Source organism: Arthrobacter sp. ZGTC412, from assembly GCF_002929215.1.
Taxonomy (GTDB): Bacteria; Actinomycetota; Actinomycetes; order Actinomycetales; family Micrococcaceae; genus Arthrobacter.
This window is the reverse complement of sequence record NZ_PJII01000017.1, coordinates 63,594-78,398: the sequence shown is the minus strand read 5'-3', so window position 1 is coordinate 78,398 and position 14,805 is coordinate 63,594. Positions and strand designations below refer to the sequence as shown.

General features: G+C 64.9%; 13 protein-coding genes. All 13 read right to left on the bottom strand.

Annotation, left to right across the window (positions count from 1 at the left end; genetic code table 11):
• Positions 1-88 precede the first annotated feature (88 nt).
• The 13 genes from dnaE to ftsW all read right to left on the bottom strand — a co-directional run bounded on the left by dnaE (position 89) and on the right by ftsW (position 14,803).
• Positions 89-3,646 (bottom strand): DNA polymerase III subunit alpha, encoded by a 3,558-nt coding sequence (gene dnaE, locus CXQ88_RS16995; protein ID WP_104045317.1) that lies wholly within the window; start codon positions 3,644-3,646, stop codon positions 89-91.
• Between the two features lie 36 nt (positions 3,647-3,682).
• Positions 3,683-4,609 carry an RluA family pseudouridine synthase gene (locus tag CXQ88_RS16990; protein WP_104045316.1) on the bottom strand — a complete coding sequence of 309 codons (927 nt, stop codon included), beginning with the start codon at positions 4,607-4,609 and terminating at the stop codon, positions 3,683-3,685.
• Positions 4,602-5,174, bottom strand: a complete 573-nt coding sequence (gene lspA / locus CXQ88_RS16985; protein ID WP_104045315.1) for a signal peptidase II — start codon at positions 5,172-5,174, stop codon at positions 4,602-4,604. The genes CXQ88_RS16990 and lspA overlap by 8 nt, the downstream gene beginning before the upstream one ends.
• Before the next feature lie 92 nt (positions 5,175-5,266).
• A complete protein-coding gene (locus CXQ88_RS16980) occupies positions 5,267-5,956 on the bottom strand; it encodes a DivIVA domain-containing protein (RefSeq protein ID WP_104045314.1) in 690 nt (229 codons plus the stop codon).
• A 179-nt stretch (positions 5,957-6,135) separates the two neighbouring features.
• Positions 6,136-6,423, bottom strand: a complete 288-nt coding sequence (locus CXQ88_RS16975) for a YggT family protein (protein ID WP_104045313.1) — start codon at positions 6,421-6,423, stop codon at positions 6,136-6,138.
• A gap of 122 nt (positions 6,424-6,545) precedes the next feature.
• Entirely contained in the window at positions 6,546-7,076 is a 531-nt protein-coding gene (locus CXQ88_RS16970; RefSeq protein ID WP_104045312.1) for a cell division protein SepF, read from the bottom strand.
• A 90-nt stretch (positions 7,077-7,166) separates the two neighbouring features.
• Complete coding sequence (locus CXQ88_RS16965; RefSeq protein WP_104045311.1) at positions 7,167-7,904, bottom strand: YggS family pyridoxal phosphate-dependent enzyme; 738 nt, start codon at positions 7,902-7,904, stop codon at positions 7,167-7,169.
• Positions 7,897-8,586: a polyphenol oxidase family protein gene (locus CXQ88_RS16960; protein ID WP_104045310.1), complete on the bottom strand. Its 690-nt coding sequence runs from the start codon at positions 8,584-8,586 to the stop codon at positions 7,897-7,899. The genes CXQ88_RS16965 and CXQ88_RS16960 overlap by 8 nt, the downstream gene beginning before the upstream one ends.
• An 8-nt stretch (positions 8,587-8,594) precedes the next feature.
• Positions 8,595-9,830 carry a cell division protein FtsZ gene (gene ftsZ, locus CXQ88_RS16955; RefSeq protein ID WP_104045309.1) on the bottom strand — a complete coding sequence of 412 codons (1,236 nt, stop codon included), beginning with the start codon at positions 9,828-9,830 and terminating at the stop codon, positions 8,595-8,597.
• A 184-nt stretch (positions 9,831-10,014) separates the two neighbouring features.
• A complete protein-coding gene (locus CXQ88_RS16950) occupies positions 10,015-10,986 on the bottom strand; it encodes a cell division protein FtsQ/DivIB (protein WP_104045308.1) in 972 nt (323 codons plus the stop codon).
• Positions 10,979-12,355: a UDP-N-acetylmuramate--L-alanine ligase gene (gene murC, locus CXQ88_RS16945; protein WP_104045307.1), complete on the bottom strand. Its 1,377-nt coding sequence runs from the start codon at positions 12,353-12,355 to the stop codon at positions 10,979-10,981. The genes CXQ88_RS16950 and murC overlap by 8 nt, the downstream gene beginning before the upstream one ends.
• Positions 12,352-13,452: an undecaprenyldiphospho-muramoylpentapeptide beta-N-acetylglucosaminyltransferase gene (gene murG, locus CXQ88_RS16940; RefSeq protein ID WP_104045306.1), complete on the bottom strand. Its 1,101-nt coding sequence runs from the start codon at positions 13,450-13,452 to the stop codon at positions 12,352-12,354. Before murG ends, murC begins: the two co-directional genes overlap by 4 nt.
• A gap of 7 nt (positions 13,453-13,459) precedes the next feature.
• The gene (ftsW, locus tag CXQ88_RS16935) at positions 13,460-14,803 is read right to left on the bottom strand and encodes a putative lipid II flippase FtsW (RefSeq protein ID WP_104045305.1); all 1,344 of its coding nucleotides are present in this window, start codon (positions 14,801-14,803) and stop codon (positions 13,460-13,462) included.
• Positions 14,804-14,805 lie beyond the last annotated feature (2 nt).

The following is a 14,805-nucleotide window of genomic DNA, read 5'->3' as shown; positions in this document are numbered from 1 at the left end:
GCGGGCCACGGGGATCGCCTACGGCGGGCGTCGAAAACAGGATGGGACGACGGCGGGGATGTTCCGCCGCGCGTCCGCTCCCCTGTGGTCAGGCGTCCAGGCAGGCGGGGCCGAGCAGCACCTTCAGGTCGCCAAAGAGCGACGGGCTCGGGTTCACGCGGAGGTGGACCGGCAGGCCCATGATTTCTGTCCTGGTGTCGCCCTGCAGGTGCAGGCGGACTTCGGAGTTTCCGCGGTGCGTCCGGAGCACGTCGCCCAGTTCGGTGACTACAGCTTCCGTGGCCTTGTGGGTGGGCATGGTGATCACGAGTGGCCCGTTCAGCCCTTCGCTCAGATCAGGCACGGAGAGTTCCATGCAGTTGAGGGCGATGGCGCCGTCGTCACGTTTTTGCAGGCGCCCCTTGACCACCACGATCAGGTCCTCGGCGAGCACCGAGGCAATGGGCCCGTAAACCTGGCCGAAGAACATGACTTCCATGGAAGCACCGAGGTCTTCCACCTCAGCCCGGGCGTAGGCATTGCCGCTGGCTTTCGCGATGCGCCGGCTCAGGGACGTGATCATGCCGGCGATGGTGATGATGGCGCCGTCCTGCGGTCCGTCCTCGCCCAATACGGAAGTAATGCTCAGCTCGGCGTGCTGGCTCAGCACCCCTTCGAGGCCCTGCAACGGGTGGTCCGAGACATAGAGTCCCAGCATGTCCCGTTCGAAGGAGAGTTTGTCCTTCTTCTCCCACTCGGGAAGGTCAGGAATCTCTATGCTCAGCGATGACTCTGATTCGGCTTCCTCGAAGCCGGCAAAGAGGTCGAACTGGCCGATCGCTTCATTGCGCTTAAGCGTGATGACAGAATCGATGGCCTCCTCATGGATCATCGCCAGGGCACGGCGGTGATGGCCCAACGAGTCGAAGGCGCCGGACTTGATGAGCGATTCAATGGTGCGCTTGTTGCAGACCACCGCGGGCACTTTCATCAGGTAGTCCTTGAAGGACGTGTAGGCGCCCTCGCTTTCGCGGGCGGCCACCATGGCTTCCACCACGTTGACGCCCACGTTGCGGATGGCGCCCATGCCGAAGCGGATGTCGTTGCCCACAGGAGTGAAGTTCAGGGCGGACTCATTGACGTCCGGCGGGAGCACGGTGATACCCATGCGCCGGCATTCGTTCAGGTAGATGGCCGACTTGTCCTTGTCGTCGCCCACGGACGTGAGCAGTGCGGCCATGTACTCCGGGGCGTAGTGGGCCTTGAGGTAGGCGGTCCAGTAGGAGATCACTCCATACGCGGCGGAGTGGGCTTTGTTGAACGCGTAGTCGGAGAACGGCAGCAGGATGTCCCACAGGGTCTTGACGGCCTCCATGGAGTAGCCGTTGTCCTGCATGCCCTGGGAGAAGCCCGCGAACTGCTTGTCCAGCTCCGACTTCTTCTTCTTGCCCATGGCGCGGCGGAGGATGTCTGCCTGGCCGAGCGAGTACCCGGCCAGCTTCTGGGCCACGGCCATCACCTGCTCCTGGTACACGATCAGGCCATAGGTTCCGCCGAGGATCTCCGAGAGGGGTTCCTTCAGTTCCGGGTGGATCGGAATGACTTCCTGGATTCCGTTCTTGCGCAGCGCGTAGTCGGTGTGCGCGTTGGCGCCCATGGGCCCCGGCCGGTAGAGCGCGAGCACGGCCGAGATGTCTTCGAAGTTGTCAGGCTTCATCAGCTTGAGCAGGGAGCGCATTGGTCCGCCGTCGAGCTGGAACACGCCCAGGGTGTCGCCTCGGGCCAGCAGCTCGTACGACGGGGCGTCGTCGAGTTCCAGGGACTCAAGGTCCAGGTCGATGCCCCGGTTCATCTTGATGTTTTCCAGGGCGTCGGAAATGATCGTGAGGTTCCGCAGCCCCAGGAAGTCCATCTTGATCAGGCCGAGGCCCTCGCAGGTGGGGTAATCGAACTGCGTGATCACCTGGCCGTCCTGGATGCGGCGCATGATGGGGATGACGTCGATGATCGGGTCCGAGGACATGATCACGCCGGCGGCGTGTACGCCCCACTGACGCTTCAGCCCCTCAATGCCCAGCGCGGTCTCGAACACCTTGGCAGCTTCGGGATCCGTGCTGACCAGCTGGCGAAAGTCACCAGCTTCACCGTAGCGCTTGGACTCCGGGTTCTGGATATCGGCCAGCGGGATGTCCTTGGCCATCACGGCAGGCGGCAGCGCCTTGGTCAGCTGCTCGCCCATACTGAAGGGATACCCCAGCACGCGTGAGGAGTCCTTGAGCGCCTGCTTCGTTTTGATGGTGCCGTAGGTGACGATCATGGCTACGCGCTCGTCGCCGTACTTGCGGGTCACGTAGTCGATGACTTCCGAGCGGCGCCGGTCATCGAAGTCGACGTCGAAGTCGGGCATGGAGACGCGGTCAGGGTTCAGGAACCGCTCGAAGATGAGACCGTGGCGCAGCGGGTCAAGGTCGGTGATGCGCATGGCGTAGGCCACCATGGAGCCGGCGCCGGAACCACGGCCGGGACCCACGCGGATGCCGTTGTTCTTGGCCCAGTTGATGAAGTCCGCCACCACAAGGAAGTAGCCGGGGAACCCCATCGAGGTGATGACGCCGAGCTCGTAGTCGGCCTGCGCACGGACCTCGTCCGGAACGCCGCCGGGGTAGCGGTAGTCGAGTCCCGTTGCCACTTCCTTAACCAGCCAGGAGGTCTCGTCCTCCCCCGGCGGGCAGGGGAACCGGGGCATGAAGTTGGCGCCGGTGTTGAAGGAAACCTCGCACCGCTCGGCGATCAGGAGGGTGTTGTCGCAGGCGTCCGGGTGGTCCCGGAACAGCTCACGCATCTCCTGCGGCGACTTCAGGTAGTAGCCGCTGCCGGAGAAGGCGAAGCGGGAGCCGCCGTTGTCGTATGTGGGTTCCAGGAGGGTAGAGCCGGACTGGATGGCCAGGAGTGCCTCGTGGGCCTTGGCGTCGTGCTCATGAGTGTAGTGGAGGTCGTTGGTGGCGACGAGGGGAAGGTTCAGGTCTTTGGCGAGGCGGAGCAGGTCCCCGGTGACGCGCCGTTCGATGTCCAGCCCGTGGTCCATCAGTTCGCAGAAATAGTTCTCGGCGCCGAAGATGTCGCGGAACTCGGCGGCTGCTTCCAGCGCCTCGCGGTATTGGCCCAGCCGCAGGCGGGTCTGGACTTCCCCTGACGGGCAGCCGGTGGTGGCGATGAGCCCCTCGGAGTAGGTGTTCAGCAGCTCACGGTCCAGGCGGGGCCATTTGCCGAACACAGCGTCCAGTGAGGCGATGGAGGACGCCCTGAACAGGTTCCGCATGCCCACGTTGTTGTAGCTCAACAAAGTCATGTGGGTGTAGGAACCGCCGCCGGAGATGTCGTCCTTGCGCTGGTGCTCCTCGCCCCAGCGCACACGGCTTTTGTCACCGCGGGCCGTTCCCGGCGTCACATAGGCTTCGACGCCGATGATCGGCTTGATTCCCTTGTCGGTGGCCTTCTTCCAGAAGTCGAAGGCGCCGAAGAGATAGCCGTGGTCGGTGGTGGCGATGGCGGGCATGCCCAGCCGTTCGGTTTCGTCGAAGAGCTCGCCGAGCCTTGCGGCACCGTCCAGCATTGAATACTCGGTGTGGTTGTGGAGATGGACAAACGAGTCGTTGCTGGAAGTCACCGCACTATTCTATGCGCTGGGCACCCGCGCTGAGGGTCAGGCCCGCCCGGACTCCAGTACTTCGAGGGCAAACGCAAGGTCCTGCGGGTAGTCGCTGATGACACGTACCGGCTCGCCCGTCACGGGGTGCTCGAAGCCGAGCTCACGGGCATGCAGCCATTGCCGGGTCAGGCCGAGCGTGGCGGCCAGGCGGGGGTCGGCGCCGTAGGTGAGGTCGCCTGCGCAGGGGTGGCGGAGTGCCGAGAAATGTACGCGGATCTGGTGGGTGCGTCCCGTCTCCAGGTGCACCTCCACCAGGCTTGCCTTGCCGAACGCTTCCACCACTTCGTAATGCGTGACGGACGGCCGTCCGTCCTCAATCACCGCGAACCGCCAGTCGTGTCCCGGGTGGCGGCCGATGGGCGCGTCAATGGTGCCGGTCAGCGGATCGGGCAGGCCTTGGACCACTGCGTGGTAGACCTTGTCCACGGTGCGTTCCTTGAAAGCCCGCTTCAGGGCCGTGTAGGCGCGTTCGGACTTGGCGACAACCATCGCTCCTGATGTGCCGACGTCGAGCCGGTGGACAATTCCCGCACGCTCCGGCGAGCCGGAGGTGGAAATGCGGTAACCGGCCCCGGCCAGGCCACCCACCACGGTAGGACCCACCCAGCCCGGAGAGGGATGGGCGGCAACCCCTACGGGTTTGTCCACGACGACGAAATCGTCGTCATCCAGCAGGATCTTCAGGCCTTCCACAACTTCCTCCACGACTTCAAGGGGGTCACGCCGTTCCGGCAGGCTCACCTGGAGGACGTCTCCGGCCACGAGCTTTGCCGACTTTCCCAGTGCTTTGCCTTTGCTGAGGACATTGCCTTCGGCGATAAGGGTGGCCGCAAGGGAACGCGAAATACCCATCAGCCCGGCGAGGCCGGCGTCGGCGCGGGTCCCGGCGTATTCTTCGGCGACGACCACACGCTCAGGCATCCGTGGACTTCTCCTTGTTGCCGGAAGTCAGCCGTGTTCCGTCCAGGGTGATTCCGCGCAGCGTGAGGATGCAAATGATCGCGACGGCGGAAACTACAGCCGAGTCAGCGATGTTGAAGATGGCGAAATTGGGCAGCTGGATGAAGTCCACCACGTGCCCCATGCCGAAGGACGGTTCCCGGAAGAGCCTGTCGGTGAGGTTGCCCAGCGCGCCGCCCAGCAGCAGGCCGAGGGCCAGGGACCACCATTTCGAGCCGAGCTTGCGGACCTGGAACAGGATGGCCACCGCAACGGCGGCCATGATGATGGAGAACACCCAGGTGACGTTTTCCCCGATGGAGAACGCCGCCCCCGAATTCCGGATGAAGTACCAATGCAGCAGCGGCGGGAAGACCGGGATCCGCTCCCCTTCCACCATGGTGGACGTTACCCAGATCTTGGTCAGCTGGTCCAGGACGTAGGCGAAAACTGCGAACCCTGCAAAGAGGGACAGCAGCACGGCTCTCCGGGGGCGCGGCGAAGGCGGTACGGGGCGGGCCGGGTCGGCGGCGAGTTCGTCAGTCATGGTGCTTTCATTCGTAAAACCTGGATCAATGCCAAAAGCCGGTGGCCGAGGAATCCTCAGCCACCGGCTTTCAGAATACGTGCTAAGCCGGATTAATTGGCTTCGCTGACTTCCGGCGTTGCCACTGAACCGCGGGCATCGAGGTCGCGGAGCTGGCCTTCGATGTAGGCCTTCAGGCGTGAACGGTAATCGCGCTCGAAGCCGCGGAGCTGCTCCACCTTGCGCTCCAGCACGGAACGCTGCTGCTCAAGTGCTCCGAGGATCTTGCGGGACTTTTCCTGGGCGTCATTGACGAGGCTGCTGGCTTCGATCTGCGCTTCGGCGATGATCTTGTCCTTCTGCGCCTGTCCGTCTGCGACGTGGCGGTCGTGCATCTGCTGGGCCATGGCGAGCAGGCCGGCGGCGGATTCTGCTGAGGCGGTGGAGGCGGCCGGAGCGGCGGCAACGGGAGCAGCAGCTACCGGAGCGGGCGGCTGGACGTCCTTCTTCTTGCGCTCTTCAGCAGCCTTGGCTTCGGCTTCAGCCTTCTCGCGTGCTTCGTCCTTGTCGGACTTGACGGGCGCGGGGACCTTCTCCACCACGGGTGCGGCGGCGGAGCTGGCCGGCACGCTGGACCCGGCCTCAGAGAGCTTCTTGCGAAGTTCGTCGTTTTCCTGGTTCAGGCGGCGGAGTTCTACAACGATCTCGTCCAGGAAGTCATCAACTTCATCCTGGTCGTAGCCTTCGCGGAACTTGGTCGGCTGAAAGCGCTTGTTGACAACGTCTTCTGGCGTCAAAGCCATCTGGTCACCTCACTGGTCTGGTTAGTCAGTAGGCCTTCCGGCCGTCAAAACTAAGGTACCTAAAGTTGGTCTGGTTCCTCTAATTCAACACTGCGGTGTCAAACGCGAGTTTTCTTCACATTGCATTGGTGGGTCCCGACGGGTTCCATCCGTGTGCGCTGCTGGGTCTATCCGGTAAATCAGGCGAGGCCTCTGGTGATCCCCATGGCGATGCTGACGGCGATGAACAAAACCAGGAAGCCCAGGTCCAGGGAGATGCCGCCAAGGCGCAGCGGCGGGATCAGCCGGCGCAGTCCGTTGAGCGGCGGATCCGTGATGGAGTAGACGGCATGCGCCACCACCAGGGCCGCGCCCCGGGGACGCCACTCCCGTGCGAACATCTGGACCCAGTCGAAAACCAGGCGGATGATCAGTGCCACAAAGAACAGCAAAAGCGCGAGATAAACAAGCCCGAAAACAATTCCCATGACTTAATTCATATCTCCATGTCCATAGTGGTTACCGCGGCGTCCGGCCGATGCTTCTCGTCTATTTCAGCACAGATGCCAGGCAGGTGTGTCCCTGCCTGGCATCGCATCAGGTTACTGGGTCAGCTTTGGTTGAAGAAGCTGGCTTGGGTTTCACTGACTTTTTTGTCATCACCGATGACCTCGACGTACGACGGCGAGAGCAGGAAAACCTTGTTGGTCACCCGCTCGATGCTTCCCCGGAGCCCGAAGACCAGGCCGGCGGAGAAGTCCACGAGGCGCTTGGCGTCAGCCTCGCCCATGTCCGTCACGTTCATGATGACCGGGATTCCGTCACGGAAGCTTTCGCCGATCAGCTTGGCATCGTTGTACGAACGCGGATGGATGGTGGTGATCTGGCGGAGACCGCTGGTCTCCTCGCGGCTCGAGGCCGCGCGCTTGATGGGGGTCACTGGGGCGCGGTATTCCTCTTCGGGGGTGTAGGACGCTTCTCGGCTGACCTCGCGGACGGGTGCGGGTGCACGGCGCTCCTCGCGGTCAGCTTCCATCGTTTCGTCCTCATCCTTACGTGTGGTCTGTTGCTCGGACTCGTAGTGTTCATCGCCGTCGGCGAGCCCAAGATAGATCATTGTCTTGCGCAGAGCGCCGGCCATGGTCGACTCCTAATCGATTCCGTAAGCGGGCCGCCCAATGACTTGACCGCACTGGATTTCCCCCGCCCATCACTTCCAATAGCACCGACGCTACCCCACAGGGGGACGCGATCCGAGAATATCGGAACCGATTCGCAGGTGTGTCGCTCCGAACAGGATCGCGGCTTCCAGATCCTGGCTCATACCTGCCGAAATGCCAGTGGCCGCGGGATGTTCCGCCACAAGTCCGGCAGACACTGCGGCAAGTTTTTCGAAGGCAGGCTCGGGCGGGGCGCCAAAGGGGGCCACTGCCATCACGCCCGCAAGCTCCAGGCTCCCGGCTGCTGCTATCCGTTCAGCAAGCATCCCCACGTCGCTGGGGGCGGCGCCACCGCGGTGCGTTCCGGCGTCGTCCTCCAGGCTGACCTGGACGAAGCACGCCAACGGCGACCTTCCGGTGATGTCCTGCTGGGCCTGCGCCGCTTTGGCCAGGGCGTCCACGAGCTGCGGCCGGTCAACCGAATGCACAGCCGCGGCGTACCGGAGCACAGACTTGGCCTTTTTGGTCTGCAGCTGGCCCACAAAGTGCCACGCCAATCCGCACTCGGCCAATTGTTCTGCTTTGGCTGCCGCTTCCTGGTCCCGGTTTTCACCGACGTCCGTAATACCCAGGGCGGCGAGCCGTCTGATGTCTTCCGCCGGGTGGAACTTGGTGACCACGATCAGGGTGGGCAGGTTACCCGCCCGGCCTGCCGCAGCTGCCGCCGCCGTAATACGGCGTCGAACGGCATCGAGCCGGCCTTTCAACTGCTCCGAGCGCGGGTCACCAGCTGCTCCGGGGTCAGTCATGGCACCAGACCACACCTGCGAAGCGGCCAGTGTTTTTGTTCCGCCGGTATGAAAAGAGCGACGCCGTTTCAAGGGTGCAGGGTCCGCAGTAGTCCACGCTGATACCCAGGCGCTCCAGCTGGCTGCGGGCGCCTGCGGGCAGATCCAGCCCGGGGGTGCCCCATGTGGTTGTACTTCGCGCGGCGGGCACAACAGCTGCTACCTCTGCCTGCATCGCGGCGGGCACCTCGTAGCAGTTCCCGCAGATGGACGGCCCAAGCCAGGCGCGGATACCGGAAGCCCCGAGGGACTCCATGGTCCCCACCGCGGCTGGAATGACGCCGCCGGCAAGGCCGGGCCGGCCCGCATGCACGGCAGCCAGAACCGGCCCGTCCGCCGACTCCCCTGCCAGCAGGACGGGAATGCAGTCAGCAACCATCACTGCCAGCGGAAGGCCATGGGAGACCATGGCATCGGCTTCGGGCCCATCGTTGCTCTGGTCCATAACCGCCACGGTGGTGCCGTGGACCTGGTTCATGAACCGCAGGCCATGCGGGACGACGCCGATGGCCCGTTCCAGGTCCGCGCGGCGCCGGCCCACTTCTGCGGGATTGTCACCCACGTGCAGCGCCAGGTTTCCCGCGGCAGCGTCAGTAAAGGCGACGGACACTCCAGGCCGGATTTCGGCACGCCAGTGGAACAATCCGGCGCCTACTTCAGGAAGTCGGGGACATCCAGGTCATCCGAGTGGCTGCCGGAGAGGTCCGGCTCCACAACGGAAGGGAGGTCGACGTCGAAGCCTGAGTCAGCGGGGACAGCGGAGGGACGCTGCTGGCCCCAGTTGCTGAGCCCGGCCGCGCCCACGCCTGCATGGACCGGCTGGACGTTGTGGGAGTGGTTGCCCGCGGAAGGAGCCTGGGCGGGTGCCGGGGCAACAGGCGCGGCCGGCCGCTGCGGCGCAACCTGCGGCTGGGACTGGTCCATGGACGGCGAGGTGGCCTTGACGTCGTCGAACCCTGCAGCAATGACCGTCACGCGGGCTTCGTCGCCGAGGGCGTCGTCGATAACGGCACCGAAGATGATGTTCGCTTCCGGGTGCGCCACTTCCTGGACCAGGCGTGCGGCTTCGTTGATTTCAAACAGGCCGAGGTCCGAACCGCCCTGGATGGACAGGAGCACACCATGTGCTCCGTCGATGGAAGCTTCCAGCAGCGGTGAGGCGATGGCGAGCTCTGCGGCCTTGACTGCGCGATCTTCGCCCCGGGCCGAGCCGATGCCCATCAGGGCGGACCCGGCGCCCTGCATGACGGACTTGACGTCCGCGAAGTCAAGGTTGATCAGGCCCGGAGTGGTGATGAGGTCGGTGATGCCCTGGACACCCGAGAGCAGCACCTGGTCGGCAGAGCGGAAGGCGTCCAGGACGGAGACGTTGCGGTCGCTGATGGAAAGGAGGCGGTCGTTGGGGATAACGATCAGGGTGTCCACTTCGTCGCGGAGGGCGTCAATGCCTGCCTCCGCTGACCCCGCGCGGCGGCGGCCTTCGAACGTGAACGGGCGGGTTACCACGCCGATGGTCAGCGCACCAAGGGAGCGGGCAATGCGTGCGACGACGGGAGCGCCGCCGGTGCCGGTGCCGCCGCCTTCGCCGGCGGTAACGAAGACCATGTCGGCGCCGCGGAGCACTTCCTCGATCTCGTCCGCGTGGTCCTCTGCAGCCTGCTTGCCCACCTCAGGGTTCGCGCCTGCCCCGAGGCCGCGGGTCAGTTCCCGTCCCACGTCGAGCTTGACGTCGGCGTCGCTCATCAGCAGGGCCTGGGCGTCGGTGTTGATGGCGATGAATTCAACACCCCGGAGGCCGACCTCGATCATGCGGTTGACTGCGTTCACGCCACCGCCGCCGATGCCGACGACTTTGATGACGGCCAAGTAATTCTGCGGAGCTGCCACGTTACGTGTCCCTTGTTCGTGTCTTTTTGCGAAATCTGATGAAGAGCTTAGTGCCTGCAACTCTAACCTTCGACTTGAAGGTTATAGTTATGTCAAGTAACTCATGTCTGTGACGGTATTTCCTCTGGTTCACACATTCAATGACCGGCTCCGCGTGTCGGATTAATACCGGAAAGAAAGCGTGTCAGCGGGTCACCGGATGCCGGGGCACACTCACGTCGTACACCTTAACCGGGTTTATGGGATCCGCCGGAACCTTGAGGAGCGCGGCGAGTACTTTGGCCTTAAGTTCCTTCTCCCCCGCATTGCCCCAGATGATGGTCTGGCCGTCCACGAGTTTGAGTTCCACCGCGTCCACTGACTGGGCGGACGCGTTGGACAGCTTGGCGAGCACATCCGCCGGCAGTGCACCCAGCACCTCTGCGGTGGCACGGAAGAGCTCTTTGCCGATGGTACCGGCGCCACCGTCAATTACCGGCAGCGGGACCGACACCGGATCTGCGGTAGCGGCCAGCTGAATGCCCTCCACGTCCACCAGCTGGTACTGCTTCCCCCGCTTGACCAGCGCCACCGGCACGCGTTCACGCACCGCCACAGCAAGGCCCGACGGCGGACGTGCCTCGACCGAGACGGACTTGACCTGGACCAGGGGCTCGAGGAGGCGCCCTACCTCCTCGTCCGTGATCTGTGGCAGGGGCTTGCCGTGCAGTGGTTCAAGCGCGGTCTGCACCTGCGCAGGAGTCAGCAGGCGCGTCCCGGAAACAGAGATCGTGTCCACCGCAAGGACCGGGGAGAAAATAGCGGCAGCCAGCAGCGCGGCAACCAGGGCAACCAGCGTGGCGGCCACCACCAGTACATTCCGCTTCCGCCGCTTGCCCTTGGGCTCGGGAAACGCCAGGACATTGCCGGCCGCGTTTATCGAGGCCGCGGAGGATCCCGCTGGTTTATCCTTGTTTCGGCCCGCGGACCTGGGTGCCTTCGCCTCTTTGGATGGCTGCGGACCCTGTTCAACCACCGGCCGCGAGGCGGAAATGACGTCGGAGCCGCTGTCCGTATCCCGGCCTGCGTCACCGGAGCCGGGGGTCCGGCCGGCCGGGTTCCCACCGGCAGGGCGCCTTCCGGCGGACGCATACGTGGGGCGGCGTGAACTAGGCACGAAGGGCCTCTACGATCTGCGGCCCGTAAGCCGTTACATCACCCGCGCCGGCTGTGAGGACGATGTCCCCGTCGCCGGCCGCGGCGGCGAGGGCCGGCACGGCCTCCGCGGCCTTGACCAGCCGCCCGCCGTCGTCGAGGTGGTCCGCGATGAGCTGGCTTGTGACCCCGGGAATTGGATCTTCACGGGCCGGGTAAATGTCCAGCACCCAGGCAGTATCGGCAAGGTTCAGTGCCTCCGCGAACTCACGGGCAAATTCCCGGGTCCGTGAGAACAGGTGCGGCTGGAAAAGCACGTGAACCCTGTGGTTCCCGGCCACCGAGCGGGCCGCGGCAAGGGCTGCCCTGACTTCGGTGGGATGGTGGGCGTAGTCGTCGAAGACCCGCACGCCCCGAGCCTGGCCCTTCAGCTCAAAGCGCCGTGAAGCCCCGGAGAACTGTGCCAGGGCGCCGGCAGCCTCGGCTGGCTGGACGCCCAGCTCAAGTGCCACGGCAAAGGCAGCCGCCGCGTTCAGCGCGTTGTGCCGGCCCGGCACCTGCAGGTCGAGCTGGAAGCGGCCGGACGGCGTGGACACCGCAACGTCTCCAGGACCGCCGTCGTGCAGCACAAGCTCCGCCTCAGCGCCCGTCCCGTAAAGGACCACGCGGGCGTTGCCGCGTGCGCGGGCCCGCTCTGCGAGGGCGAGTGCCCCGGGGTCATCGGCGCAGGCGATCAGCACGCCGTCGGCCGGCAGCAGGGCGGTGAAGCGGTCGAAGGATTCGTAGACGGCCTCGGCAGTGCCGTAGTAGTCCAGGTGGTCGGGTTCCACATTGGTGACAACGGCGATCCTGGGCCGATAGTTGAGGAAGGACCCGTCGGACTCGTCTGCCTCGGCAACAAAGATTGGGGATGTTCCGGACGCGGCATTGACGCCGAGGGCGGGCACGTTGGCGCCGATGGCAAAGGAGGGGTCCAGGCCCGCGCCCTGCAGCAGGACTGCGACCATCGACGTGGTGGTGGACTTGCCATGGGTCCCGGCCACGGTCACCACCACGTCCTCCCCCATGGTTGCCGCCAAGGCGACGGAGCGGTGCAGCACCGGCACCCCGGCTTCCCTGGCTGCCGTCACCTCGGGGTTGTCCGCCCTGATCGCCGAGCCCGCCACCACGGTCTGCGCGTCCGCCAGGTTGGCTGCGTCGTATCCGACGGCGATGCGCGCTCCGGCGGCAGCAAGGTCCGCCATCACGGGAAGGTCCTTGGCATCTGAACCGCTGACCGTTACGCCGCGGGCCACCATGATCCGGGCGACGGCAGACATGCCCACGCCGCCGACGCCGACGAAGTGGACCTTGCCCAGGGAGGCGAGGCTGGGGATGGTGTCGGAGCTCATGCGGATACCGCTTCCAGGACTAGACCGGCCATGCGCTGATCGGCGTTTCGGATACCAAGCCGGTACGAATTGGCGGCCATGGTAGCGAGGCGGGAAGGGTCCGTGACGAGGGGAACCAGTTCGCTGCCCACCCACTCCGGGGTGAAGTCGCGGTCCGCAACGAGCACGGCGCCGCCGGCGGCGACGAGACCAGCCGCGTTGAGCGCCTGTTCACCGTTGCCAATGGGCAGCGGCACCAGGACGGCCGGCACGCCGACAGCCGCGATCTCAGATACGGTGGCGGCGCCGGAACGGGCCAGCAGCACGTCCGCCGCGGCGTAGGCCAGCTCCATGCCGTCGATGTATTCCACCTGGCGGTAGCCTTCGGCAACCAGCGGCCTGCCGCCGTCGTCAAGAATGGACTTACCGCGGCCGGTGATGTGCAGGGTCTGGATGCCGGCGCCGGCCAGTTGCCCGAGTGCGGCAGCGATGGTTCGGTTGATGCTCTGCGCGCCCGATGATCCGCCGGTGACGATCAGGGTGGGTTTCGTCGCATCCAATCCGAGTGCCTCCCGCGCCGCAGTTCGCGCGGCGGCCCGGTCCAGTCGCGAGATTTCAGTGCGCATTGGCATGCCCACGTGCAGGGCGCCCTTCAGCGGGGTGTCGTCGAAGGCTACCGCCACGCGCTTGGTGAACATCGCGCCCACCCTGTTCGCCAGTCCGGGGCGGATGTTGGCTTCGTGGATCACGATCGGGATGCCACGTTTCCGTGCGGCAAGGTACAGGGGTGTGCACACGTAGCCGCCCACACCCACCAGGACGTCTGCGCCGGCCTTGTCCAGGATGGCCCCCGCCTGACGCACTGCGCCGCCGAGCCGTCCAGGGAGGCGAAGCAGATCCACGGAGGGCTTCCGCGGGAAGGGCACGCGGTCGATGGTGGCCAGCTCAACGCCGGCGGCGGGCACCAGGCGGGTTTCCATTCCTGCCGGTGTTCCGACGGCGAGGATGGCAGCGCCGGGAGCTGCCGTGCGGACGGCAGCTGCGATGGCCAGGAGAGGGCTGATGTGGCCGGCAGTTCCGCCGCCCGCCAGGACAATGGAAGGATTCAGGGACGTCATGAGGGGCTTAGGCACGCTTTCTTGCAGTCTTTTTCTTGGGTGCGGTGGCCTTTGACGGCTTCGACTTGAACTTCAGCATCCGTTTGGGCCGGATGGCCGGGGCCATCTGCTCCCGTGCCAGCGAGAGCACGACGCCGATGGCGCACAGCGACATCAGCAGGGCGGATCCGCCATAGGAAATGAACGGAAGCGGCACACCGATGACGGGCATCAGGCCTGTCACCACGGACATGTTCACGGTGGCCTGGCCGAGCAGCCACACCATGATGGTGCCGGCCAGGACACGGTGAAACATGCCCTCCTGCGCCACCACCACGCGGTAGATGGCTGCGCCGAGGATCGCGAAAAGGATGAGCACGACGACGGTGCCCACCAGGCCGAGTTCCTCGCCGATGATGGCGAAGATGAAGTCGTTGTGGGCTTCGGGAATCCAGCTGTACTTCTGCCGGCTTTGCCCCAGGCCCACGCCGAACCAGCCGCCGGACGCGAGGCCATAGAGGCCGTTGGTGGCCTGGTAGTTGGCATCGATGCCGTCGGCGCAGGACTGCCCGGTCCACCAGGATGTGATGCGGCACATGCGGTTTGAACTGGTGACAGCCATGACACCGGCCAGGACAGCTCCGAGCAGTCCGGCGATGCCGAAGAGATAGAGGGGTGCTCCGGCAAAGAAAAGTGCCGCGGCCGTAATCATCATGATGATCATGGCCGTCCCGAGGTCGTTTCCGACCAGGACCAGGCCAACGATGATGATGGCCATCGGGACAGCAGGAATAGCCACGTGCTGCCAGCGGCTGAGCAGCTTGCCCTTTATGGCCAGGACCGTGGCCATCCAAAGCGCGAGGGCGAGTTTCGACGCCTCCGACGGCTGGAAGGTGATACCGCCGAGGTCGATCCAGTTCTTGTTGCCGTTGACCTCGTCGCCCACCACCTGGACGAGGATCAGGAGTACCACTGCCGCGCCGATCGCCGGCCAGGCGAGCCGCTTGAGCCAGATGACGTTAATACGGGACAGAACAAACATGGTGAAGATGCCGATGGCGGCAAACATGCCCTGCTTCAACGCATCGCCGTAGGGCGACTTTCCGGCGGCAATGGATTCCACGCTGGAGGCTGAGAGCACCATCATGATGCCGATGGCGGTCAGTGCCAGCGTAGATCCCAGGATGAGGTAGTAGGTGGAACCGTTCCGGGAGGTTCCGGTTCCTTCCAGCGCAGACCAGAATTTGCGGTACACGGTCCGGAGCCTGGCGGCCGCAGTGGACGGGCGCTGAACAGCTGTTGCCGAGGAGCCGGGACGGGGCTTGTCGTCCTGCTGCCTAACTGGCTGCGGCCGGGTGGGCGTGCTGGCCATTG